Below are 25,283 nucleotides of genomic sequence, written 5' to 3'. Positions count from 1 at the left end.
TGTATCTATTGCTTTTTTAAAGACTATGGAAAATAGTCTTTTCTTCTCAAAATTTTAAAGTACAAATATACGGAAATAAAAAAACCGCCCGAAGGCGGTTATTTGAATATGAATAACTATTTTTTAGTTGATATCCCAGAATATTTTTGTGGTCAGTTTATCACCGCCGATTGCAGCACTTGCCGCAGAACTATTAGTACCGTTAGTTGTAGCTTCTGCAGGAGGATACTGAAGTCTTACCGGAACTTTCCCACCGGCATTAGGAATCGCAGTAACAGGAGCAACTAATTGAGGGTAATCTAACCTTCTGTAAAAATTCCAGGAAGTTATAGCTTGATTATACATTGCTACCCAAGCCTGCTCTCCGATTGATTTTTTCCAATTTGACGGATCATATGGATGGGCTACTAAGTAAGCGGCAGCATCTGAAGCTTTTCCCCAGTCGGTAAAAGAAGAGGTAACTGCATTATTGTATAAAGTAGCAGGAGCCCCTCCAATTCCCCATCTTGCAGATGCTTCAGCAAGATAAAATTTCACTTCCGTGGAACTTAGAAGTGTTCCAGATGTAGTAGGTTCTCTGGTGAAAGCTCCAGGTTTTGAAAAGCTAGCGAAAGCTCCGGGAGCACCAATCACTTGCCCAATATATTGACCACCGATTGGTCCTCTGTAATAAACACTAATTCTTGTATCAGCTGTATTTTTCATGTAATCAACTAATGTTTTTCCAGCAATAAAATCATTTCTGGAAGTCACTTCCTGATAGACAGGATTTTCATTAGGTGAAGAATTCAAATACTTAAATATACAATCATCATCTGGAGAAGACATTACGCCACCAGCGATTGCCTGATTTACACTAGTCTGGGCTAAACTTGGATTAACATCTGCCAAAGCTATTCCTAATTTAAGCAGTAGTGAATTACCAAATTTTTTCCATTGCCCAATATCTCCTTTATAAAACACATCGCCGTTTCCAAAAGAGTCTGAAGCTGCAGATAAGTTATTTATATCAGTATTTAATCTTGAAATAAGTGATGCATAAACATCAGCTGCTTTATCATATTTAGGAAGCGGATAAGACTCTATATCCAAAGCTTGTGTGTATGGAATATCTCCATAAGTATCTACCAAAACCTGGAATGTATACACCTGCATTATATCAATCATTGCTAATTGATTTTTCTTGATACCAGGCCAGGTTGCAGTTTCCTGAAAAGTAGGAACATATGCATTGATAATTCTTCTTGCCTGATCTAAATTCTTTAATGTATTTACATAGGTATCAGTCCAGACATTATTAGATACATTTCTATTTGTAAAATCGTAATTACTTTCATTTACATAAATAGTCTCTTGCCAGTATTGCATGGTCAGCCTAAAATTGTTTTCATTAACACTAGGCGTTGTCATATAATCACTTAATTCTTTCTGGGCAAATGTAATTAATCCCTCGGGAGTTGTATTATACGATGCATGCGGATCTATGTTTACATCATCACTTGTCGAACATCCTACGAACAACATAGCGACTAACGATGTTACTATATATTTTTTCATATTTTCTTAAAAATTAATTTTCACGTTAAACGATATGTTTCTTGTAGTCGGAAGCGGACCAGATTGGTACCCTTGAATATTTCCCGCTGAAAGACCTGCTTCAGGATCTGAATAAGGAAGGTTTTTATGAATGATCCAAAGGTTATTACCGATTAAGCTCATAGACATTCCCTGTATAAATTTAGAATTAAAGAAATCTTTATCAAATTTATAGGTTATGGCTACCTCTCTAAGCTTTACAAAACTTGCATCATAAATATAGGCAGCTCCCGGAAGGTCTGTTCCTAAAACCTGGCTGGATCTTGATTTGTCTAATCTGGTTGTGTTTGTAATAAATTGTCCCGGATTATTTGGGTCAGCCATTACACCTGGTAGAATGATCCCACCGCCGGTAGCTAATGTATTTCTTATCGGATTACCTAAATCATTCATTCCTACTGAGTCAGGATAAATACCGGTTCCATAACCATAGAACTGGTCTAGTGAATATACATTTCCACCTTGTCTCCAGTCAATTAAGAAGTTTAATGATAGGTTTTTGTAGTTTATTGTATTATTTAGTCCTGCACTCCATCTGGCCTGGAAACTTCCCTGATTGAATACTGCTTTATCTGTTACCAGATAAGCTCCGTTAGCTCCTACGATTTTCTGACCATTAGAGTCATATACGTAATCCGAGGTCCAGATTGAACCATAATCTCCATTTAAAGGAGCATTCACACTTGCTCCACCTTGAAGTCTACCGATTGATATATTCTCAATACCAGGGCTAAGTGCTGTAACTTTAGTCCAAGGATTAGACCAGTTTAAATTAAGGTCCCAAGAGAAATTAGTGGTTTTAATAGGCGTTACGCTAAGAGCTACTTCAAACCCTTTCGTTGTCAGCTCACCGGCATTCTGAGTTTTAGCAGCTGCCCCTGTAGCAAAAGAAACCGGCAATGCTAAGATTTGGTCAAATGCTTTATTCTGGAACCAGGAAACATCAAAACCTACACGGTTATTAAACAACTTTGCCTCTATACCGACTTCCACATTTTTAAGTCCCTGAGATCTAAGTTCAAAGTTTCTCAGTACTGCATTGTAAGCATACACCGGAACATCTCCATAAGATGGCTGTGCAAAATATCTGTTCAGTAATTGGTCTGCATTAGTATCCGATCCTACTTCAGCATAGGCAGCTCGTACTTTTCCGAAGTTCAGCCAGCTGGCCTTTACTAAATTCGAGAACACAACACTTGCAGACAGTGAAGGATACCAATAAACAGCATCATTCTCCGGCAATGCGGTAGATTGATCTCTTCTAAAAGTTCCCTCTAAGTAATAGGTGTTTTTATACCCTAATGATACCTGAGCAAAAGCTCCATAAACGTATTTTGAAACATCAGAAATCAAAGGTCTCACAGGATTAGACCTTGAATTAGCGATAGTATAGATTCCAGGAGTATACAATCCCCCGGATGTAGACTGCTGATTTGAGAAAGCCTTCTGTACGTTAACATTTCCTCCTATTAATGCACTGACATTAAAATCATCAGTTATGTCCTTTTTATATGTTGCAATAAGGTCATAATTGGTTTCATTAAATTTATAATTACTCATTGCGTAACCTGAAGGCTGATCAACTGTACCGTTTAATCCAAAATCATTTCCAATATAGGATCCAACAGCTTTTCTGTCTTCTGTAGTCATCGTATATCCATCTGTTCCCATTCTGAACAATAGATTAAACTCTTTACTTACATCATAATTTAAACTGAAGTTTCCGGCAAATCTATCTCGGGAGTCATTTTGATAATTTTCATATCTCTGGAAATATGGGTTATCCCAGAATGCAGGCGCCAAATCATCAGCTGCATTTATATTCCAGGTATAATTCTTTCTATATTTATCATATAAATACTGCAGATCCTTAATGTCAACGTTCGTTGCCCACCACTGTCTGAAATTAGTCATTATATTATCATTGTACCCTGTACTGTTACGTCCTTTGGTCTTTTGAGTAATATAATTGGCATAGAAATTGGCCGTTAATTTATCTGTTAATTTATAAGAAGCATTCCCACTAAAATTATTTTTCATTAGTGAACTATTAGGCATAATATCAGAGGCGTTGGTATTGGTATAGCTTAATCGGTAAGTTGCAGTTTCGTTACCTCCACTAAAAGCTAAACTGTTTACATAGGTCGCTCCTGTATTAAAAAACTTTATAGGCCCATTCTTTGCTGCTTGCCATGGTGTTCTTTGCCCTTCAGTTGTTGATCCCGGCGTAAATGCACCATATTGCCACACCATTGATCCATCATAAGGAGAGCCATAAGAAGCATCATTTCCAAAGCCAACAATAGGACTACCATCCTGATCGCCATCAAAACTTGTACCTCTGTATCCTTGCCCATATTGGGTCTGATACTTAGGAAAAGTGGATTTGTCTACAGTTGACATTGTGATGGAACTCGAAAATTCCATTCCGATCCCTTCTTTATTTTTCTTTCCTCTTTTTGTTGTAATAATGATAACACCGTTCTGGGCTCTTGATCCGTAAAGGGCAGTTGCTGCAGCTCCTTTAAGAACGTTAATTGTCTCGATGTCATTAGGGTTTATATCTGATACTGAACTACCGTAGTCATAACCACCACCACCGGTATTCTGATTAGTCGTGTTGATATTCTTATTCAAAATAGGAATTCCATCTACCACAAAAAGGGCCTGGTTATCACCTAATAGCGATTTGTATCCTCTAGTAACAACATTAATAGATCCCCCAAAGTTGGTACTTTGTTTAATTTCTAATCCAGCTACTTTACCGGATAAGTTATTTAAGAAGTTGGTTGTAGGATTTTTATTAACAGCATCACCCTTTACTTCCTGGGTTGCATAACCGAGAGATCTCTTCTCTCTTTTAATTCCGAGAGCGGTTACTACCACCCCTTCAATTTCTTTTGTTTTTACAGTATCATTCTTCTGTTGGGCATTGGCAATAGCAACAGATGAAGACAATACCAAAACAAGCAGACTTGTTGTTAGTTTCTTCATATCAAATTTTAATTTTGTGACTGTACAAATTTGTAAAACTTTCTTAAAATCACAAAACAAAATCTAAAAAAAATATCAAATATTCATAATTTTTCAAAATTTATATCATAAAAATTGCTAAATTAAGTTAAAATCAAATCAATTAACAAAAACATAACATTTTAACAATATTTTCTTTCAGAAAACAACAACATTTTTTCAATTGATATTTTCTATATAAAATATCAACAAAAACCGAATAACACCCTGATTATCAAAACAATTAATCACACTAAAATGACAAATATCAATTCTCAGCTTTCGTAAAACAATGCTATGCATAATATATTTTTTCATCTTAAAACGCGAGCACTGAAGTCATAAAACAAAAAAACCGCCCGAAGGCGGTAATAAAAATATATTAAAACTTGTCGAATTAATTTTGGTTCCAGAAAGGAGTGTATTGGTTTTTAGCAAATACAACATCACTTCCAATGTTTGGTACGTTTGCTGAATTCGTAGCATATTCAGAAGTAGGATAAACCAATCTGTATGGTCTTCTGGTTTTTACAGCATTTACAGCAACCGGGTTATAAGGAAGCTCAGTTCTGTTATACTCGATGTACATCTCAGTAGGGCTTATATTGGTAAGCGCCAACCATTTCTGCGTCATAATAGCTTCCATTTTCTGAGCATCAGTTCCTACCCAACCTAAACCAGGTCTAGTAGCAATAGCAGTAAGATAAGCAGTAGTATTTGCTGCCGGAACACCAAGCCATACACCCGAACCTGTAATAGCAGCATTGAAAGCAGTCTGTCCACCAGTAAACAATGAAGGATATTTCAGAGAAGCTTCAGCTAATAACAGCTTTCCTTCAGCCAATGACATAAGCACTCCACTTCTAGCACTACCCACTGCAAGTAATGATCCGGTAGAACTACCTAAAACAATTCCATCTCCTAATTTAGAAACCTCCTGATTATCTGTTGGAGCACCCGGCTGGCCTGAAGTAGCTCCTTGCCTAACACCTTTTACCTGATCTTCCGTATTATAAGTTACACTCGTAAACAATCTAAATCTACGAGGATCTTTAACCCCATTAAACTTCTGATACTGTGGAGTCGTATTATTCAGGTTGTTTCCATTTAAAGCAATCGCTATATGTTCTGAAGATGTAACCACAATATGATTTGTCACCTCATTACCGGCTGAATCATAATAATAAGTACGGAAGAAAGGATTCATTTTATCATTTGTAGAAGCCCCATATCCAGGGTTTTCAACAACATCTGTAGTGATTAACCCTGTCCCCATACCACTTGCAGCACTTAACGCAGCAAGCTGAGCATCACGATAGACAGCAAGATCACCTGTAACTTTTGACATTCTAATAAGATATCTAAGCTTAACTGTATAGGCAAAAGCTCGCCACTTGGCCATATCCCCTGCAAAGACAATATCTTTAGTTCCGGGAGCTAATGCACTTGAATTATTTAAATTGATGATAGCCACTGCATCATCCAGAGTTGAAATAAGTGACTTATACACATCTGAATCATTATCATATTTTGGAGCCATATTAAGCTGTCCTTTAAATGCTTCGCTATATGGTGCATCTCCGTAAAGGTCAACGATGTACTGCATATAGTAAGCTTTCATAATCTTAGACATTGCTACATACTTATCTTGCTTATGATCTGCATTCGGATAGTTTTCGATAACTACAAAATTGTTAACATTTCTATAGATATCATTCCAAATTCCGTCATAAAACTGGCTATTTACGGCAGATAGAGAAAATTCATTTGAGTAAAGTCCTCCATAATGGTACACATCACCAGCCCAAGAGTTCATCATTAAATTCCCAAACTCCATCATATCAGTTCCTTGTATACGATAAGACTGTGCAACCGCTCCAGGAAATATCAAATCGGGAGTAACATTCTCCACTTTGACATCATTTGGAGTTTCATTAATATCCAGATAATCATTACAAGATGTTAATGAACCCGCCACAATAAGTGACGAAATTATATATTTAAATTTATTCATTTTTAGAATTTTAGAAAGTTACATTAAAATTAAAACCAAAATTTCTGGAAGTAGGATATTGGCTGGCAGCGATGCTCGCTGTATTCTGCATTTCCCCGTCTCCAAAGTTTCTGTTATCCTTAGCATACACTACAAATGGATTTCTTGCATATACACCGATACTCATACTGTTTACAAAAGTATTGGCAAGTACAGATTTTGGAACAGCATAGCTAACAGCAATTTCTCTAACTTTTAATGCTGTACCGTCCACCATAAACTCTTCTGCAATGTCACTTCTATAGTTAGTTGTGAAATAATTCACAGCACCTGCATACGTCGGGTTATCTCCTACTGTCGTTGTATTGGTAACATAGATAGGATTTGCCGCAGTACCTGTATTCTGTACAGAGTTTGGTATAACATATCCGTAAGCACGGTTAAAGTCAGCCTGCTTCTCCAGAGTTCCTACATAAGCCATGTTATTTTTGTTTTCAGAAAGGAAGCTGTTTCCTGTTCTGTAATCTGCCACTGCACTGATCGTAAAGCTTTTCACTCTGATAGAGGTACTGAACGCTAAAATATAATCAGGATCTAATTTCCCTAATACTTTATACTGGCTGCTTACGATAGGTAATCCTAGGTCATCTACTACAATTCTTCCTTCAGGATCTCTCTGGTATGCAGTACCCATAATCGTATTGGCACTTCCACCTAAAACAGCGTAAAGTCCAGCAGGTATATCTGATCCTGCAACGTTTCTAGGTACCGTTAAAGCTCCGTTATCTAAACTTGTAACAACAGCTTTATATTTAGAGTAAGACCCTTTTAAATTCCATTCGAAATCCTTAGACTTAAATGGTGTTAATCCTAATTCCACTTCGAAACCTCTGTTTCTCATGGCTCCCGCATTATCAAAAACAGTAGTTAACCCTGTAGTATTTGATACCCCACTGTTGGTAATTAACCCGTCGGTTTTTGTCTGATAAACAGATCCATCAAAAGTAATTCTGTCTTTAAATAACCCGAAGCTTAAGTTAGCCTCTAATGTATTGTTAAATTCAGGTTTGATATCCTGTGCAACAGGCGTTCTGTTGACAATATAAGAAGAAAGGTTTCCAAACGGGAATCCTGTTGGGAAAACTCCTCTTTCGTCTACCGCATAAGGGTCCAGAATAGAGTTACCGGTTCTAGTAAATCCTCCACTTACTTTTGCATATGTAAGAACATCACCATTCGTTAAGTTCTTAAATGCTTTTGTAGGAATAAATGAAAAACCTGCTGAGTAGTAAGAATATCCTTTATTATTCAAAGGTCTTGGAGCTTCTCCCGGTAGAGGTGTTTCACGAATACTTAATACAGATGACTGTTCAAATCTGTAGGTTGCATTCAGGAATAGATAATCTTTGTACCCTAAATCAAGGTTAGAAAACCAAGCTACATTTCTTCTTCTAACACTCCCGTTATTAAGATTATACCATGGTGTAGAATTCACAATATTTCTTACGTTATACCATCCTGGAATCTGAAGGTTAGTCCCTCCAACCTCAGTATAGTCTTCTTTTGAATCCTGAATGTTATTACCTAAATTCAACTTGAAGTTAATATCATCTGTTAAATCGTAATTAAAATTCAACATTAAATCACCGTAATATCTCCATATTTTATTTAACGATTTATTGTAAGCCGATGTAATAGGTGCAGCACCTAATTTTAAATATGAAAGTCCGTCGTAAGGCGTTCCTGTACCTGAAAATACTCTTGCCTCCTTACTAGTATACTGATCATTGTAGGTTTCTGCTACGGTTGAACTCGTAGTCATATTCCCTGTATACGTCAAACTTATATTCTTACTAAATTCATATCCTAATGATATAACACCATTAAAGGTTGTTACATTGGCATTATTTCTAAAATGATCCCTCATCCAATATGGGCTACGGGCAAAAGCTGTCCAGTGACCATCCATTCCACTATTTTCATATCTTTTGACATCAACATTGGTAGGAGTCTGCATAAGGTTGGCAAATGTATTCCCTCCGGTTTGTGTAATATTTTGGTCAATGAAATTAAATGTAGCATCAATTCTCAATTTACCTAACTGCTTACCTCCTTTGTAGAATATTGTATTTCTTTTCAGTTTATCTCCTTCAATCATGAAATCATTTTCCACTCTGTTAAATGATAAGAAGGAATAAGAATCTCTACCCCCTACATTGATGGAAACACCATTCTGTAGCAACACTCCTTTTTTGAAGAATTTGTCTGTATTATTCTTTCTAGCAGCATATGGGGTATAAATGAGAGAACCATCCGCCTGAGGAAGACCTGTGATTAGCAACTGTCCTCCAATCTGAGGATCATTATATGCAGGACCCCAGCTACCGTTCTCGAATGGCACCCAGTTTGAACCACCGTATTCAACATCACTGAAACCTGTAGGCTCACCTGTCCAACCTTGTCCGTAAAGCTGCTGACGGATCGGCGTTTTATAAATAGAAGATATATCTATAGAAGATGTTAAAGTAAATTGTATTTTTTCAGATTTAGTTCCTTTTTTAGTCGTAACTACAATTACACCATTACTTCCTTTTTCACCATAAAGTGCAGAACCTTGCTGGCCCTTAATAACGTTTACACTCTCAACTACCTCAGGTGGTAATTGTTGAAAAATAGCTAAAGTAGATATTGCTCCATCGATTACAACTAATGCTTGGTTATTTCCTGAAATAGATCTTGGCCCTCTGATGGTTACTGTTGCCGTGCTATTAACATTCGTGTTCAAGGTGTTAATTTGCAAACCTGCTACTTTACCAGTTAGTGCCTGTGCTGCGTTCGGGTTTACTGCCTGGTTAAGTTCCTTGTTGTCAATAACTTTATTACTACCAACAACAGCATCCTGTCTCTTTTTAAGACCAAGTGCACCTGTAACAACAATCTCACGGATGTCATTTACCTGTAAAGTATCACCTGGTGTATTTTGCGCGCTTACCATCCCAAAGGAAGCAGTAAGAACTATCGCTAAAACACTTGTAGTTAATTTCTTCATATTTAAATTGATTATTTTTTTTATGATTGCAAATATGTGAAACTTTCTTAAAATCACCAAATATTTCGTTAAAAATATTTAATTTAACAAACAACATAACATCAACAAGCACAATACTTAAAAATATTTCAACAAAATATCCATATCATTTAAAAACACACAAAACACCATAATTAAAAACAATACATTCATTGCGTTAAATGGAAGCAATATATTTATTAAAATAATCATATATCTAAAAAAAATACACATCACCTTAAAATGCAATTTTTACTAATTTTACACCTCATTTATAAAATGATATAAATAATTATATGGATTTATTGCAAAAGTGGACAGATCTGTACATTGAAGCCGGATGTGACGAAGTAGGAAGGGGATGCCTGAGCGGCCCCGTAGTTGCTGCAGCTGTTATTCTGGATGACAGCTTTCAGCAGAACCTCGTTAATGACTCAAAGAAATTGACATTCAAAACAAGAATGGAGCTGGACAGCTATATTAAGGATAATGTAAAAAATTATGCCATTGCCGAGCTACCTCCTGAATTCATTGATGAGCATAATATTCTTAATGCAAGCATCCACGCCATGCACCGCGCCCTGGATCAGTTAACAATAAGACCCGAACTTATATTAGTAGACGGAAATAAATTCCATCCCTATAATTTTATCCCCCATCAATGCATTATAAAAGGAGACTCAAAAGTGCTGTCTATTGCAGCAGCTTCTATTCTCGCAAAAAACTACAGGGATAAACTGATGATCGAACTTCACGAAGAACATCCTGAATACAGTTGGAACACTAACTTCGGATATGCCACAAAAGCGCACCAACAAGCCCTCATAAAGCACGGACCGACAAAACATCATAGACAGTCATTCAGATTGAAATACGATTAATCAAGAGTAATATCTTCCCATTGGGATACAAGACAAATAAAAAGAGAAGCGGATTACTGCTTCTCTTTTCTATTGTAACCTATTTCTTTTTCTCGTTCTCACATTTTCAGAGTCATTACCGTACAAACTCAAATAAAAATGTTTGGAAAAGATATTTTATTTATATTTGAGTTACAAACATCCTATATTTTCTTTAAATCGTAAAGAAATATATACTCATCTTAATATTAACATATGAAAAACATTACAAAAATCAAAAATGCTAAGCTAATTAGCAAAAACCAGTTAAAGCAGATTATGGGCGGACAGATTTGCCCTTGTGACACACCGTGTCCACACATGAATCAGCCCGTTCCAAAACCTTGTCATTAAAAACAAAAAAAAGAGAAGCAAATTTGCTTCTCTTTTCTATTATAAACTATTTCTTATTTCTTTTTCTTCTGCTGCTCCTGAACCTTCTGTTGATCCTGAGCTTTCTCCATCATTTCTCTCATTTTCTTCTGGAACTTACCTTCAGATTTTGGCTTTTCTTTATTCGCCTGGATCTGTGCATGGATTTTCTTTTCATCCAGTATCACGTATTTAATAACCAGGATAATTAAAATGTTAATCGCGTTGGATACAAAATAATACCATGAAAGACCAGATGCCGATGTATTCAGGAAGAACAGGAATGTAATCGGGAAGATGTACATCAACACTTTCATGTTTGGCATTCCCTCCTGCTGAGGCTGCTGCATATTTCCTGAAGTCATTACGGTATAGATCAAAATCACGATCGTACATGCTAATGCAAAAACACTTAAATGATCTCCCAGGAAAGGAATCTTAAATGGTAGTTTAATTAAATCATCATAAGCTGTCAAATCTTTTGCAAACCAGAACCCCTGTCCTCTAAGATCAATAAAGTTCGGGAAGAAACGGAATAAGGCATAGAAGATCGGAATCTGCACCAATGCCGGAAGACATCCTGCCATTTGGTTCACCCCTGCCTTTCGGTAGATCTCCATCGTAGCCTGCTGCTTCTTCATTGGGTCTGCATCCTTCAGCTTCGCGTTTACTTCGTCAATTTCAGGACGGATCACTTTCATCATCGCACTTAGCTTATGCTGCTTATACATGATAGGTGATAGGATAAGCTTCACAATGATCGTCATGGCAAAAATAACCCAACCAGCAGATAATCCCCAACCTGCAATAAGACTATACAGCCACATAAAGAAGTAACGGTTCATCCATCCGATAAAAGACCATCCCAGTGGTAAAATTTCGTCAAAGTTTTTGTCGTAAGATTTTAGCAACGGTAAATCAAGTGGCATAAAATACCAGGTAAAATCCTGATTAAGCTCACTTCCGGTCATCTGTACGAATCCTTCAAAATTAAGTTTCTTCAGATATTCACCTTCTTCGATAGCTTCCTGGTTTCCTTTACTCTGTGTGAAACCGTTTTTAGCTTCGATTACAGAAGTGAAAAACTGCTGCTTTACACCGATCCAGTTAAGAGTTTCTTTTTCCTCACTCATTTCCGTTCTTCCATCATAATCATAATCTTTATAATTATTAAACGCATATGAGAATTCGGAGTGAGACTGTTCCTGAGCTCTACCCTTTTCTAAGTTTCTTACATTATAATCCCAGATAAAGTCTGCTTTGTTATCAGAAGTAACAGTTGCAAGCCCTTTTGTTCTTACTTTAAAATCTAATGTATATTTTGGAAGTAATGTATAAATAAACTGAATAACCGCGCCATTATAATCTGCCGTCATCGTTACAACATTTCCATTTACAGCCGGTGCGAAAACTAAGTCTTTAGTATTAATCACTTTTCCGGTTTTGTCTTTAAACTGAAAGCCGTAGTTGGAGTTCTTTTTATCGATCAGGTAAAGTGGAAGATCCGCCTTATCTGTTTTATGGTCATATGCTTTGTACTCCGAAAGCTGCACTTTAGAAACCTGTCCTCCTAAGCTTGAGAATTCCACATTCAGCTCTTTGTTGTTCAAACTGGCCGTCTGAATGGCATTAGGAGTTACATTTGGATTGATATTACTTGCCTGAGTCTGTTTTACCGCATTTTTTACCTGCTCGGTTTTCTGTTCCTGAGCTTTTACCTGCTCTTCTTTCGACTGCTTGTTCTGGAAATAGAACATGAATCCGAAAAGAACCAGACATAAAACCGCAAAACTGATCATCTGACTTTTATCGATTCCTTTGTTTTCTTGCATTTTATTTTATATTAAAATTTTAAATTTAACCCAAGTATCACAATATGCTACTTTTTGAGCTGACAAAAATACTGTTTTTTTATCAAAACTCTATGCATTACCATGTTACTATATAATAAACTCAAGCTGAGAATAATCAGCCTGAGTTTATGATAAGACGTTTATGGTCTATTATTACCTTATTTCTTTTCGCAAGCCTTCACAAATGCTCTGAAAAGAGGATGCGGCGTTGCTACTGTACTTTTATATTCCGGATGATACTGCACCCCTACATAGAATGGGTGATCTGGCATTTCAAGAGCCTCTACCAATCCTGTTTCAGGGTTTGTTCCTGTTGCAAGGAAACCGTTCTTTTCAAACTCCTGAAGATAATCACTGTTGAATTCATAACGGTGACGGTGTCTTTCAGAAATGTTTTTAGTTCCGTAGATATCATATAGCTTAGAACCATTTTTCAATGAACATTTCCAAGCTCCCAGACGCATTGTTCCTCCTTTATCCACTACATTTTTCTGTTCTTCCATGATAGAAATTACAGGATCCGGTGTAGAAGTATCAAATTCCATAGAGTTGGCCTTTGAATGACCAAGAACATTTCTTGCAAATTCAACAGTCATGATCTGCATTCCTAAACAAATACCCAACATCGGAACTTTATTTTCTCTTGCATACTGAGCCGTAAGTACTTTTCCTTCAATTCCTCTATCGCCAAAACCTGGAGCAATAAGGATTCCGTCCACACCATTTAAAGTCTCTTTAATATTTTCAGCGGTGATATCTCCACTGTATACCCATCTTACTTTCACTTCAGTTTCAAGACTTGCACCGGCATGTTTGAAAGCTTCAGCAATAGAAATATAAGAATCCTGCAGAGAAATATATTTTCCTACCAAGGCAATTTCTACAGTTCTTTTAGGGTTTTTGAATTTTTTAAGGAAAGTTTTCCAGTCTTTCAGATCAGCTTCTTTATCATTTTTCAGATCCAGTTCTTTTAAAACTACATCATCAAAATTTTGTTTCTGAAGGTACATCGGAACTTCATAGATCGTTTCAAGATCTTTACATTCAATGACATTATCCAGAGAAACATTACAGAATTGAGCCAATTTCGCTCTCTGATCTTTTGGAATATTGTGTTCCGTTCTGCAAACCAAAACATCTGCCATGATTCCGCTTTCCATCAACTGACGTACGGAATGCTGAGAAGGTTTTGTTTTTAATTCGCCGCTTGAAGCCAGGTAAGGCAACAGCGTAAGGTGAATCACCATAGAATTTTTCTCACCAAGTTCCCATTTCAGCTGACGTACAGTTTCAATGTATGGAAGAGATTCAATGTCGCCTACAGTTCCTCCGATCTCAGTAATGATGATATCGTAGTTCTGCTTGGAAAGCATTTTAATTCTTCTTTTGATCTCGTTGGTGATATGAGGAATTACCTGAACCGTTTTTCCTAAGAAATCTCCTTTTCTTTCTTTTTCGATAACTGTTTGGTAGATTTTCCCTGTAGTAACGTTGTTGTTTTGGGAAGTAGGAGCATCAAGATAACGCTCATAGTGGCCTAAATCCAGATCCGTTTCTGCGCCATCTTCGGTTACATAGCATTCTCCGTGTTCATATGGATTCAGTGTTCCCGGGTCGATGTTGATATAAGGATCCAGTTTTTGGATCGTTACGTTAAAACCGCGTGATTTTAACAAAAGTCCCAGAGAAGCAGACACGATTCCTTTTCCCAAAGATGAAGTTACACCTCCTGTCACAAAGATGTACTTTGTATTCTTTTTACTCATTAGATTAGGTTTGTGCAAAGTTATGGGAAAAAGAAACACAAAGCAATTTTTTAAATTTTGAAAATAGAAAAACCCTGCTCCGGCAATTATAAATTCTGATTAAAAATTTTATCTATATTTGATAAACACAATGACAAAAAGCGATAACCATCATGATTTCGGTATATAAATTAAAACCAAAATTTCAGCAGCTGCTCACCCCTGTTTTATTATTTCTGCACAAGAACAATATTACAGCCAATCAGATCACGGTAAGTTCCATAGTACTGTCGGTGATTATTGGGGTATTATTCTGGAATGCAGATCTGTCGAAATGGTTCTTTTTATGCCTTCCCATTGGATTGCTTTTAAGAATGGCTTTGAATGCTCTGGATGGAATGATGGCAAGAAAATTCAACCAGACCAGCAGATTGGGTGAAGTGTTAAACGAAGTAGGTGACATCGTTTCTGATGTAATCATCTTTTTTCCTTTGCTTAAATTCCAGCCGGAAAGTATCTATCTGATCGTCATCTTTATTGTATTAAGTATCATCAATGAATTTGCCGGTCTGATAGGAAAAGTTGTTGGAAAAGAACGCCGCTACGATGGCCCGATGGGGAAAAGCGATCGCGCATTGATTTTAGGAATATATGGATTGGCTGTATTTTTCGGAGCAGATATTTCTGGGATTTCAAAATACATTTTCGGTCTTATCATCGTTCTGCTGACGGTCAGCACGTATATCAGATTAAAGAAATCACTGCATGATGCCTGAAGAAAATAAATTTGCAGATGTTCCTTTAAGGGTAAAAACATGGGGCTACATTATCATCGTTTTTGCACTGGGAATCTCACATCCTCTCGCTATGAAAGTTTTTGTTTCGTGGATCAGTTTTCAGTGCTTCTTTGAATTCTTAAGATTGTTTAAGGTCAATTCAAACCGTATTATTCCATCGTTATTTGTTGGAATCGGACAGTTTTTTCTATTGTATTTTTTCACCATTGACAGCTATTTTATTTACAGTTCCGTTTTAGCCATTATCGTTCTCTTGTATTCTCTTCTTTTAAAAACAGCTTTAAAACAGCTTTACGGCGTCTTTACCGCTTTATTGATCTGCCTGTTTGCTTTTCCGCATTTATCATTCATCAGAGAAACGGCTTCCGGATTGAACTCAATTATATTTGTGGTGGTTGTCACCGAACTTAATGATGTTTTTCAGTACCTGATGGGTAAGTTTTTCGGAAAGCATAAAATTACGCCTACAATAAGTCCCAATAAAACGTTGGAAGGCTTTATTGGCGGTGTTTTTCTTACGGTGGTATTGAGTAATATATTAGGATTTTTCTTACTGAAGGCAGATATTTTCGTTAATACAGTAATAGGACTCATTCTTGGTGTTTCAGGATTTTTTGGCGATGTATTGATGTCTTATTTAAAAAGAAAAGCAGAAATAAAAGATACGGGAACTCTACTTCCCGGGCACGGCGGTCTCCTTGATCGGATGGACAGTTTGATTTTCAATGCTCCCATTTTCTTCTGGATTCTTTCGCTCCTTGTAAAAAATTAAAATCATGAGTGAAAAATTTAAACGAGCTGTTTTATTTTCAGGAGGCGGAACCAGACTCATGATTTATCTCGGAATATTTGCCGCCCTGGAAGAAATGGACATGAAGCCCGATGTATTGATCGCTTCGTGTGGTGGAGCCTTTGCAGCAACGGTCATCAATGCTTTTCCTGATACTATTTCCCGAAAGGCGTATTTAAAATCTGAAGAATATTTCAGATTTGTATCCGGTACGGTTTTGACAAAGCATAAAAAACTGTCTCAGATAGGACTTTTCTCATTAAAAAAAATGTTGGATAAAAGAAATGCGCCCTACCTTGAAGACGTTTTTAACAGATATCTGGTTGAAATGCCTCAAGATCTCTCAGAAGTTTTTCCCTCCTTAAAGAATGTTCAGTTTTCACAAGAGGTCGCAACAGTCATCATCGGTTCAGAAATACTTTTTGATCCAAAAGAAGCAGGACAGGAAAGAAGCGGCAGGAAACTCTATCGGAAAATCATTTTGACGGATCAAAAGACGGCTGAAAAAATTAACACTGAACAGATCATCATTCCATCTGAAAATATGATGAACAGTGTTGTAGAAAAACTTCCCGTTGTAAAAACTGATTTTTCTTTACTCGAAAGTACCCGAATTTCTGTTTCCGATATGTTTTATGTAGAACCGGTTTTTCTTCAGGGGAAATATTTCGCTGGCGGAGCAATTGATCTTATTCCTGCTGAACTGGCTCGTCATCTTGCTGACGAAATCATTATTGAAAAAAAACAGACATACAGTTCTATTGAAGAAGCTTTTGTCCGGGCTGTGCTTGGTTTCAGTGGTAATGAAAGACTTTTAGAGATTAAAAAACTTTCAGCGGATTTCCAGATTGACACAACAGGAATCAAACAGGATTTAAAAGGACATTATCTCAAAAAAGGAATCAATTGGGGAAAGTTTGAAATTGATTTTTCTTTTCCGAAAACCTATGAACAATTTGCAGAAGACATGGAAATGCAGTGGCAGTATGGTTTTGATCAGACAATAAAATCTATTCGTGGGTGATGGTTTATGGTGAATTATATTTTGGCTAAAGCCGAATTGTATTATTTTTATTTTCAGTAAACGGGCTAAAGCCCGTTCCTATTGAATATTGAAAATCTTGATTTTCAAAACTCATGTGAACTTCTATCCTCAAACCTTTACACTTAAAATCACTAAAGTGTTTAAAAACTTTTGTCCCTTTTGTCGTTGATAAAAATCCAACTTTCAGTTTTAAAATCTATTTTTACATAAAATTCAAATCACAACCCTCTCATGAATGTTTTTATCGCAGGCGGAACTTCCGGTATCGGCTATGCTCTTGCCCGGCATTATCTTGAAAAAGGACACAATGTAGGAATCTGTGGACGAAATTCCGGAAAGGTTTCTGAAAATACCTTTGAAAATCTGAAACTATTTCAGGCAGACGTTTGTGATATGAATTCAATTGCTGCTGCATTCCATTCTTTTCAAACCGAAGGAAAAACCCTTGATATTTTCATTAATTGTGCGGGAAGTTATGCCGAAGATGTAGCCGGAAAAATTTCCTATGAAGAAGCTGAAGAAATGCTTCAGACCAATATTCTAGGAACAGCCAACTGCTTTGAAGTCGCCCGAAAAGCAATGAAAGGACAGGAAAAAGGCAGCATTGCAGTCATTGCTTCTGTTTCCGGAATCTTAGATTATGAAAACTCCAGTCTTTATACCAAAACAAAACGATCTGTTATTCAGATTTCTGATGCTTACCGTCGGGCATTGAAACCGTTCGGGATTTCTGTAACAGCAATTGCCCCTGGATATGTAGACACCGAAAAACTAAGACAGCTGAATCATAATGATCTTCATAAAAAACCTTTCCTTATTGATGTGGAAACGGCTGTCAATATTATTTCCAAAGCGATTGAAAACCAGGAAAAACTGGTAATTTTTCCGACAAAAATGAAATGGATGATGAGATCATTATCCTTGCTCCCCTCTTTTTTATTAAATATGATTATGTTCAGGAAAGCCCGATGGATGAAAGACGACCGACCTTAAAACAGCAAATTTTCGCTTTTTCGCTCTGTGCGATTGTATTCACCACTGTTTACAATTTTGCTGCGTGGTATACTTCAAGAGCTGAAAAAGTTCCGTCTTTTGTGTTTGATTTTGAAAAATACATTCCGTTTCTGTCATGGAGCATTATTCCGTATATGACCAGCGGTATTTTTTTCTGTTCCGTATTTTTTTTCTGCAAGGATAAAGAACAGCTTAGAGTTTTGACCAAAAGAATGCTGTTTACGACTGTTACAGCGGGCTTGTGTTTTATCGTATTTCCGTTACAATTTTCTTTAGCAAAACCAATGACAGACGGATCTGTACTGAACTACTCTTTTCAGTTCTTGAAACTATTTGATTCGCCTTTCAACCAGTCTCCTTCGCTTCATATTGCCTATGCTTTTATTTTCTGGAGCGTTTTCAGAAACTTCACAAAATTCCGGATCTTTTTAATGTTGTGGTTTATTGTGCTTGGAATTTCTACGTTAACAACTTATCAACATCATTTCATCGATATTCTTTCAGGGACAGTTCTCGCTCATCTCAGCTTTATGGTTTTCCCTTACCGTAAAAATGATTTTCAATACAGAAATTTCCAGGTGGCCAATTTCTATTTCCTGTTTGGATGGATTTTGGTTTCGGTGTCAATTCTGATGGACCAATTTCATGGGCATTTGTGGCTGATTTTATTGTGGCCTGCCGCAATGACCATCATCATCGGATATCAGTATCAAAAGAATAATATTCATTTTTTAAAAGACAACGGCGGAAATATTTCATGGTGGAAAAAAATCTTTTATGCACCTTATCTGATGATCTATTGGATGTTCTGGAAATTTTTAAGAAAGAATAAAAAACCGTTGGAAATTGCATCTCGTCTTTATATTTCATCAAGACCCGGCCGTGAAGATCTCCTCTATTTTGAGATCAACAGGAATACTTTAGTCTATGATCTTTCAGCAGAAACTGAAGAAATATCCGACTTAAAAAATAAATCTTCCTATCATTCGGTTCCCTTTCTGGATATCGGAACTTTAGATATTGATCAAACTAAAAAGCTGATTACAGAAATCACGGAAAAGTATAAAACACTTCCGGCGGATGGAAAAATATTCATCCATTGTACGATGGGCTTTACAAGAAGCTCTGTCATAGGCATTTTAGTAATGAAAAATATTCTATCTTTACCCATAGATGAAGCAGTAAACACCATGAAAGGTATTCACAAAAATGCAGTAATTCATCCTTATCTGAAGGATTTTTTGAAAAAAAATTAAACTATGAACAGCGGACATTTTAAGAGTTTTGACGGCAGCAGTATGTTCTACCGAGAGTGGAATTATCAGCCTCAACAAAAAAGCATCATCATTATCCACCGTGGTCATGAGCATTCGGAAAGACTGAATGATATCGCCCAGTCACCCCAGTTTTCGAAGTACAGTATTTTCGCTTTTGATCTCCGCGGACATGGGCATACAGAGACCAAGACCTCTTCTGTTTTCATGGATTATGTTAGAGATCTGGATTCTTTTTCCAAATTTCTGGGATCAAAATATGAGGTGAATATTTCAGATATTTTTGTTTTAGCGAACAGTATCGGAGGTGTTGTGGCTTCGGCATGGGTCCATGATTTCGCGCCTGATATTGCGGGAATGGCACTTCTGGCGCCTGCCTTTAAAATTAATCTGATCGTTCCATTAGCCAACGAAATGATCACTCTGGGAACCAAGCTTAAAAAAGGATTGATTATCAAAAGCTATGTAAAATCCAAAATGCTGACCCACGATCCGGAACAGCAAAAAGCGTATGATACAGATCCGCTGATCACAAGATCTATCGACGCCGAACTTCTCATCGACCTTGCCAAAGCCGGAAAACGACTCGTAGAAGATGCTGAAGCTATCGATACTCCTGCCTTGATTCTGGCGGCAGAAAAGGACCATGTGGTTTTTAATAAAGAACAGAAAACATTTTATGACAAGCTTGATACGGATTTAAAGAAATATGAAGTATTATCCGGCTTTTTCCATGGAATTCTGTTTGACACCGGAAAAGAGAAAGTCTACGATAAAGTTGCAGATTTTGCAGAAAAATGCTTCAACAGGACGCATAAAACAGCTTCTCTTCATCCTGACCGTTTCTCGTTAAAGGAATATGAAAATCTTCAGAATAATGTCGGGAATAATCTAAATTTTAAATTTCAGAAGTTCTCTCTTAATAACATCGGAAAAATAAGCAATGGAATGGCTATCGGCCTGAAACATGGCTTTGATTCCGGAGCTTCATTACATTATGTCTACCAGAACCAACCGAAAGGAAAATTAGGTTTTGGGAAAATGATGGATAAAAATTACTTGAATGCTATTGGCTGGAAAGGGATCCGTATCCGTAAAGAGCATCTGATTCAGCTTTTGGAGCAGAATATTCAAAGTCTTAAAAAGGAAGGCAGAAAGATTAAAATTCTTGATATTGCCGGCGGAACAGGAAATTATTTATTCGATATTAAAGAAAAACATCCTGAAGCAGAGATCGTTATCAATGAATTTGTGAAGGCTAATATTGAGATCGGAGAACAGGTGATCATGGAAAAAAATTATCAGAATATCCGTTTTACCAACTTTGACTGCTTTGATCCTGAAACTTATAAAAAGATCAACTTTGAACCGAATATCACCATTATTTCAGGAATTCTGGAACTGTTTGGAGATAATGAAATGGCAGCTAAGGCGATAAAAGGAGCAGCTTCCGTTTCTGAAAAAAATTCTTTTGTTGTTTATACGGGACAGCCATGGCATCCTCAACTGAAAATGATTGCTTATGTTTTGAATAACCATCAGAACAAAGACTGGGTTATGAGAAGACGTTCGCAGAAGGAACTGGACAGAGTCATGAATCACAGCGGTGTTCGTAAAGAAGATATGTTGATTGATGATTATGGTATTTTCACCGTTTCTTCAGGGAAAATTAATTCTTAAAATAACCTGAGCTCGGGTTAAGGAAATTAAGATTGGGGCATTAAAAGTTACGGGTACGTTGAGAGCTGAGTTGTTGATTTAAACTACGAAACCTACATCCTGAAATCATTAGAAAAACAAATGTCCTAACCCGAACTCACGTCATTTAAATTAAAATATTGAATGCTGTGTTGGTTTTTCGCAAAGTCGCAAAAAAATAGATAAGGATTATGCTTTAAGGCGCTAGGATTTTATCTGCGATAAAATTGATTGTGTTGTAATTGAACGTTTTTACATTCTCCCTAGCTGAAAATCTTCGATTTTCTTGCGTCTTAAAAATGTAAGCATTTTTAAAATCCTTGCGTCCCTTGCGCATCCCAAAAAATATTTTTTTAAATTTCTTCATAAATGTCTTACCCCGGACTCAGATTAACTAAAAAATAATCTCTTGCTGATTGAGCAGATGGAACAGATGTTTGCGTTAAATCTGCCTGATCGACTGAATCTGCGCGAGCCAAAAGCTAATAAAAAAAGGTTTTTCAATCACTTGAAAAACCTTTTTTAACCAAAATTATATATACAATTACTGTTTTACCAGTTCAAAATATAAGCTTACATCTACATCTTTAGCTACGCCTGCACCGGTAGGATCATATTTAATTCCGTAGTCTAAACGGTTAACCGTGAATTTCGCCTGGAAACCCATTACTTCTTTTCCCTGCTGATTTTTAGTCACCCCACCGAATGTTACCGGAATGCTGACATCTTTTACAGTTTCCTTGATCTTCAGGGCACCTTTCAGAATGTATGTATTATTTTTATCCTTAGTGATTGATTTGCTATGAAAGCTCATCGCCGGATATTTTTCGACATCAAAAAAGTCCGCGCTTTTAAGATGCTTGTCTCTCATATCCGTTCCGGTATTGATTGAATTCACATCTACCTCGAATGCAAAAACGGCATTATCTAAATTGGCTGCGTTTGCAGTTATTTTCCCTTCAAATTTATCAAATCTACCCTGTACAAAGTTGATTCCCATATGTTTGATATTGAAATTCACCGAAGAATGCATCGGGTCTACAGTCCATTCAGTCTGTGCAAAACTCAAAACGCTTAACAGCGTGAATACGAAAGATAAAAGTACTTTTTTCATTATAACTTATTTTTAGTTGAGTAAAGGTATGATATATCAGTCATTATGTTATTGATGTATGTTAGTTTTTAATTTTTGGTTGAATTATTTTAGAATACAATAAAGCGAAAGCCAACATGATCAGAAATACAACGAATGAATTTAGATAGATAAACAAGGCAAGAAATTCTGCATCTCCTTTATCTAAAAAATATTTGAAGGGATTTGTTCCTGAAATGAGTAATGTGAGTAAATAAATAATTTCAAATAAAACAGCCATTCTAAAAATGGAATGATAATTTTTCCTGAACACTAATACCGTAATAAAACTGATCGCTGTTACCATAAGACATTCCACCAAAACACCCATTGGTACCATTGCTATTCCATCTGATTTTACTTTTAAAAATTGCAATGTCCATTCGCTGAATTGAGCATTGAGAAGACTCATCACAATAAATATGACCAGACTTTTCACCAGAATATTTTTCATGCCCGAAAATTAATTAAAATTCTGAAAGGAGATTCATTTTTTTTAACTTCGCAGTATGGCAAAACTGAAAACAGCATATTTCTGTCAAAACTGCGGAACCCAATACTCTCAATGGATGGGGCAATGCAAAAACTGCGGAGAATGGAACACCCTTGTGGAAGAAGTCGTTGAGAAAACCTCATCCAAAACTCCACCTTTTTCAAAATCAAAACAGCATGTCATCAACATTATTGAAGTGGTGACCAGCGAAGAACCGAGAATAAAAACTCCTTCCGAAGAACTGAATCGTGTTCTGGGAGGTGGTATCGTATTGGGTTCGGTAACGTTGATCGGGGGAGAACCAGGAATCGGAAAATCTACCCTTCTGCTTCAGCTGGCTTTAAAGATGAAGAAAAAAGTATTCTATGTATCCGGAGAGGAAAGTGCTTCGCAGATCAAGATGAGAGCGGACAGGCTGACGGATGTTCAAAATCCGAACTGTTTTCTTTTTACGGAAACTTCACTGGAAAAAATCCTCCACGAAGCCAAAAAACTGGAACCGGATTTCATGATCATCGATTCCATTCAGACTTTACAATCTCAGTTAATTGAAAGCTCGCCTGGAACGGTTTCTCAAATTAGAGAATGTTCCAATGAGATCATTAAATACGCAAAAGAGAACAATATCCCCGTTTTCCTGGTAGGCCATATAACGAAAGACGGGCAGATTGCCGGACCAAAGGTACTGGAACATATGGTAGACGTAGTTTTAAATTTCGATGGCGACAGAAATCACCTTTTCAGATTGCTCAGAGCCAATAAAAACCGTTTCGGATCTACTTCCGAGATTGGAATCTATGAAATGGTTTCCCAAGGTTTAAAAGAAATCAGAAACCCTTCCGAGATCCTGATCACCAAGAAATTTGAAGAACTTTCCGGAAACTCAGTAGCAGTAACTCTGGAAGGAAACCGGCCGATGCTTTTGGAAATCCAGGCTTTGGTAAGTACTGCGGTTTATGGAACTCCTCAAAGAAGTTCTACCGGATTTGATGCTAAAAGACTGAATATGCTGCTCGCTGTTCTGGAAAAACGGGCAGGTTTTCAGCTTGGTGCGAAAGATGTCTTTTTAAATATCACAGGAGGAATCAAAACGGATGATCCTGCATTGGATCTTGCGGTGGTGGCTTCTATCCTGTCTTCCAATGAAGATATTGCGATTTCAGAGCATTTCTGTTTTGCAGGTGAGATTGGATTAAGCGGAGAAATTCGTCCTATCGCACAGGTGGAACAGAGAATTACAGAAGCTGAAAAATTAGGCTACGAAAAAATATTTGTCTCCAACCTCAACAAGATTCCGAAAAGAAAATTTGGAATTAAAATCGAGGAAGTGAGTAAAATTGAGGATTTCCACGAACGGATCTTTTAAAACCATTCCACATGCAGCTTGAAAATATCCAAAAGTTTGTTCTTGTCCTGCTCTACGGAGGTCTGACCCTGCTTTCATTTACGGTACTGATCAACCCGATGAGGGTCAACAGAAAAGCGAACTTGTTTTTCGGGCTGTTCTTGCTTTTGTGGTCCAGCTACTGGATTTTGAATGTTTTACAGTTCTGCGGATTACCTCCGGGACCCTTGCTGAATTCTTCAGTCTATTCGATACAGATATTCACGCCAGTTCTTCTGTTTTTCAGTGTTGTGTTTTTCATTAATCCCAATTACCGTTTTAAAACGAGAGATCTGGTCTGTCTTATTGTTCCCGTGATCTATTGGATTTTACTGTTCAATTCTGATAAACATCCGGTGATTTACAATGCGGTTTTGCTGATCGATGTCGCGCATAATCTTCCTTATATCTCACTTATCTATTTTAAAATCAGGAGACATCAGAAAAGGATTGAAACCATTTCGTCCAATACCGAAAATATGGATCTTCAGTGGCTGATCAAGCTGAGTTTTCTTCTTTTTGTCACCATTATCATTACGGTTGGTTACGAGTTGTTTAATGCTTTTGTGTATAAAATGCATCAGCACCTGGTGATGGATCTTTTGTTTTTATTCATTGTTTACAGCACTTTATATTATGTATTGAGGCAGAAAGAAATTTATCCTGTGAATAAAAAACAGCGTGACGAATTGTTATCTATTGAACTGGAAAGCGAGGAAGAAGAAATGGAAAGAAAAAAACTGATTCCCGATCATGAACTTGAAAGTTTAAAACTCAGGTTAAATACTTTAATGGAAACGGAAAAACCTTATCTGGACGGTGATCTTAATTTGCTCAAACTGTCGGATCTGCTTCAGATCAATGCGCATCAGCTATCTTATCTTCTGAACAATGGCTTTCATGAAAATTTCTTTTATTTTGTGAATAAGTACAGGATAGAACACGCCAAGAAAATGCTCACAGATGATTCGTACAAAAAGTTATCTATCGTAGGCATCGCCTTTGAATCCGGCTTTAATTCCAAAACGGCTTTCAATACGATTTTCAAAAAAATGACGGATATGACGCCTTCCGAGTTCAAAAAAGAACAGGCTGGCTGATCGAATTCTAAAAATTCTT

17 protein-coding genes are annotated in these 25,283 nt (G+C 36.8%); 9 read left to right on the top strand and 8 right to left on the bottom strand.

What is annotated here, in order from left to right:
• Nucleotides 1-123: 123 nt before the first annotated feature.
• The 4 genes from N0B48_RS11740 to N0B48_RS11725 all read right to left on the bottom strand — a co-directional run bounded on the left by N0B48_RS11740 (nucleotide 124) and on the right by N0B48_RS11725 (nucleotide 9,650).
• Nucleotides 124-1,524: a SusD/RagB family nutrient-binding outer membrane lipoprotein gene (locus tag N0B48_RS11740; protein WP_259838980.1), complete on the bottom strand. Its 1,401-nt coding sequence runs from the start codon at nucleotides 1,522-1,524 to the stop codon at nucleotides 124-126.
• A gap of 39 nt (nucleotides 1,525-1,563) precedes the next feature.
• Nucleotides 1,564-4,590, bottom strand: a complete 3,027-nt coding sequence (locus N0B48_RS11735) for a SusC/RagA family TonB-linked outer membrane protein (protein ID WP_259838979.1) — start codon at nucleotides 4,588-4,590, stop codon at nucleotides 1,564-1,566.
• A gap of 415 nt (nucleotides 4,591-5,005) precedes the next feature.
• Nucleotides 5,006-6,586, bottom strand: a complete 1,581-nt coding sequence (locus tag N0B48_RS11730; RefSeq protein WP_259838978.1) for a SusD/RagB family nutrient-binding outer membrane lipoprotein — start codon at nucleotides 6,584-6,586, stop codon at nucleotides 5,006-5,008.
• Between the two features lie 46 nt (nucleotides 6,587-6,632).
• Entirely contained in the window at nucleotides 6,633-9,650 is a 3,018-nt protein-coding gene (locus tag N0B48_RS11725) for a SusC/RagA family TonB-linked outer membrane protein (RefSeq protein WP_259838977.1), read from the bottom strand.
• 314 nt (nucleotides 9,651-9,964) lie between these two features.
• Here N0B48_RS11725 and rnhB point away from each other — a divergent pair, with 314 nt between their 5' ends.
• Nucleotides 9,965-10,549: a ribonuclease HII gene (gene rnhB, locus N0B48_RS11720; RefSeq protein WP_259838976.1), complete on the top strand. Its 585-nt coding sequence runs from the start codon at nucleotides 9,965-9,967 to the stop codon at nucleotides 10,547-10,549.
• A 425-nt stretch (nucleotides 10,550-10,974) separates the two neighbouring features.
• Here rnhB and yidC read toward each other — a convergent pair whose 3' ends face one another.
• Both yidC and pyrG read right to left on the bottom strand, forming a co-directional pair.
• Entirely contained in the window at nucleotides 10,975-12,771 is a 1,797-nt protein-coding gene (yidC, locus tag N0B48_RS11715; protein WP_259838975.1) for a membrane protein insertase YidC, read from the bottom strand.
• 179 nt (nucleotides 12,772-12,950) lie between these two features.
• Entirely contained in the window at nucleotides 12,951-14,558 is a 1,608-nt protein-coding gene (gene pyrG, locus N0B48_RS11710; protein WP_259838974.1) for a CTP synthase, read from the bottom strand.
• Between the two features lie 152 nt (nucleotides 14,559-14,710).
• Between pyrG and N0B48_RS11705 the strand changes: the two genes are divergently transcribed.
• The 6 genes from N0B48_RS11705 to N0B48_RS11680 all read left to right on the top strand — a co-directional run bounded on the left by N0B48_RS11705 (nucleotide 14,711) and on the right by N0B48_RS11680 (nucleotide 21,137).
• Complete coding sequence (locus N0B48_RS11705; RefSeq protein WP_259838973.1) at nucleotides 14,711-15,313, top strand: CDP-alcohol phosphatidyltransferase family protein; 603 nt, start codon at nucleotides 14,711-14,713, stop codon at nucleotides 15,311-15,313.
• Nucleotides 15,306-16,106: a phosphatidate cytidylyltransferase gene (locus N0B48_RS11700; RefSeq protein WP_442867483.1), complete on the top strand. Its 801-nt coding sequence runs from the start codon at nucleotides 15,306-15,308 to the stop codon at nucleotides 16,104-16,106. Before N0B48_RS11705 ends, N0B48_RS11700 begins: the two co-directional genes overlap by 8 nt.
• A 4-nt stretch (nucleotides 16,107-16,110) precedes the next feature.
• The gene (locus N0B48_RS11695) at nucleotides 16,111-17,148 is read left to right on the top strand and encodes a patatin-like phospholipase family protein (RefSeq protein ID WP_259838971.1); all 1,038 of its coding nucleotides are present in this window, start codon (nucleotides 16,111-16,113) and stop codon (nucleotides 17,146-17,148) included.
• Between the two features lie 252 nt (nucleotides 17,149-17,400).
• Nucleotides 17,401-18,162, top strand: a complete 762-nt coding sequence (locus N0B48_RS11690; protein ID WP_259838970.1) for an SDR family NAD(P)-dependent oxidoreductase — start codon at nucleotides 17,401-17,403, stop codon at nucleotides 18,160-18,162.
• Nucleotides 18,069-19,439 carry a phosphatase PAP2/dual specificity phosphatase family protein gene (locus N0B48_RS11685; protein ID WP_259838969.1) on the top strand — a complete coding sequence of 457 codons (1,371 nt, stop codon included), beginning with the start codon at nucleotides 18,069-18,071 and terminating at the stop codon, nucleotides 19,437-19,439. The genes N0B48_RS11690 and N0B48_RS11685 overlap by 94 nt, the downstream gene beginning before the upstream one ends.
• A gap of 3 nt (nucleotides 19,440-19,442) precedes the next feature.
• Entirely contained in the window at nucleotides 19,443-21,137 is a 1,695-nt protein-coding gene (locus N0B48_RS11680) for a bifunctional alpha/beta hydrolase/class I SAM-dependent methyltransferase (RefSeq protein WP_259838968.1), read from the top strand.
• Nucleotides 21,138-21,699: 562 nt separating this feature from the next.
• Here the strand turns inward: N0B48_RS11680 and N0B48_RS11675 are convergent.
• Complete coding sequence (locus N0B48_RS11675; protein WP_223606453.1) at nucleotides 21,700-22,269, bottom strand: YceI family protein; 570 nt, start codon at nucleotides 22,267-22,269, stop codon at nucleotides 21,700-21,702.
• Nucleotides 22,270-22,330: 61 nt separating this feature from the next.
• Nucleotides 22,331-22,741 (bottom strand): hypothetical protein, encoded by a 411-nt coding sequence (locus tag N0B48_RS11670; RefSeq protein WP_259838967.1) that lies wholly within the window; start codon nucleotides 22,739-22,741, stop codon nucleotides 22,331-22,333.
• 55 nt (nucleotides 22,742-22,796) lie between these two features.
• On the opposite strand from N0B48_RS11670, the gene radA reads away from it, so the two are divergent.
• Nucleotides 22,797-24,146 carry a DNA repair protein RadA gene (gene radA / locus N0B48_RS11665; protein WP_034702195.1) on the top strand — a complete coding sequence of 450 codons (1,350 nt, stop codon included), beginning with the start codon at nucleotides 22,797-22,799 and terminating at the stop codon, nucleotides 24,144-24,146.
• Nucleotides 24,147-24,157: 11 nt separating this feature from the next.
• On the top strand, nucleotides 24,158-25,264 hold the full coding sequence (locus tag N0B48_RS11660) for a helix-turn-helix domain-containing protein (protein ID WP_259838966.1): 1,107 nt from the start codon (nucleotides 24,158-24,160) through the stop codon (nucleotides 25,262-25,264).
• Nucleotides 25,265-25,283 lie beyond the last annotated feature (19 nt).

This window comes from Chryseobacterium herbae (genome assembly GCF_025154075.1).
Taxonomy (GTDB): domain Bacteria; phylum Bacteroidota; class Bacteroidia; order Flavobacteriales; family Weeksellaceae; genus Chryseobacterium; species Chryseobacterium herbae.
The sequence above is the reverse complement of the archived record's forward strand: the minus strand, read 5'-3'. Positions and strand labels throughout refer to the sequence as shown.

Coding starts and splice junctions, on each gene's coding strand:
- N0B48_RS11705 (WP_259838973.1), top strand. CDS start 14,711: ATGATTTCGGTATATAAATTAAAACCAAAATTTCAGCAGCTGCTCACC.
- pyrG (WP_259838974.1), bottom strand. CDS start 14,558: ATGAGTAAAAAGAATACAAAGTACATCTTTGTGACAGGAGGTGTAACT.
- N0B48_RS11700 (WP_442867483.1), top strand. CDS start 15,306: ATGCCTGAAGAAAATAAATTTGCAGATGTTCCTTTAAGGGTAAAAACA.
- N0B48_RS11680 (WP_259838968.1), top strand. CDS start 19,443: ATGAACAGCGGACATTTTAAGAGTTTTGACGGCAGCAGTATGTTCTAC.
- N0B48_RS11725 (WP_259838977.1), bottom strand. CDS start 9,650: ATGAAGAAATTAACTACAAGTGTTTTAGCGATAGTTCTTACTGCTTCC.
- N0B48_RS11690 (WP_259838970.1), top strand. CDS start 17,401: ATGAATGTTTTTATCGCAGGCGGAACTTCCGGTATCGGCTATGCTCTT.
- N0B48_RS11675 (WP_223606453.1), bottom strand. CDS start 22,269: ATGAAAAAAGTACTTTTATCTTTCGTATTCACGCTGTTAAGCGTTTTG.
- rnhB (WP_259838976.1), top strand. CDS start 9,965: ATGGATTTATTGCAAAAGTGGACAGATCTGTACATTGAAGCCGGATGT.
- radA (WP_034702195.1), top strand. CDS start 22,797: ATGGCAAAACTGAAAACAGCATATTTCTGTCAAAACTGCGGAACCCAA.
- N0B48_RS11685 (WP_259838969.1), top strand. CDS start 18,069: ATGGATGATGAGATCATTATCCTTGCTCCCCTCTTTTTTATTAAATAT.
- N0B48_RS11670 (WP_259838967.1), bottom strand. CDS start 22,741: ATGAAAAATATTCTGGTGAAAAGTCTGGTCATATTTATTGTGATGAGT.
- yidC (WP_259838975.1), bottom strand. CDS start 12,771: ATGCAAGAAAACAAAGGAATCGATAAAAGTCAGATGATCAGTTTTGCG.
- N0B48_RS11660 (WP_259838966.1), top strand. CDS start 24,158: ATGCAGCTTGAAAATATCCAAAAGTTTGTTCTTGTCCTGCTCTACGGA.
- N0B48_RS11695 (WP_259838971.1), top strand. CDS start 16,111: ATGAGTGAAAAATTTAAACGAGCTGTTTTATTTTCAGGAGGCGGAACC.
- N0B48_RS11735 (WP_259838979.1), bottom strand. CDS start 4,590: ATGAAGAAACTAACAACAAGTCTGCTTGTTTTGGTATTGTCTTCATCT.
- N0B48_RS11740 (WP_259838980.1), bottom strand. CDS start 1,524: ATGTTGTTCGTAGGATGTTCGACAAGTGATGATGTAAACATAGATCCG.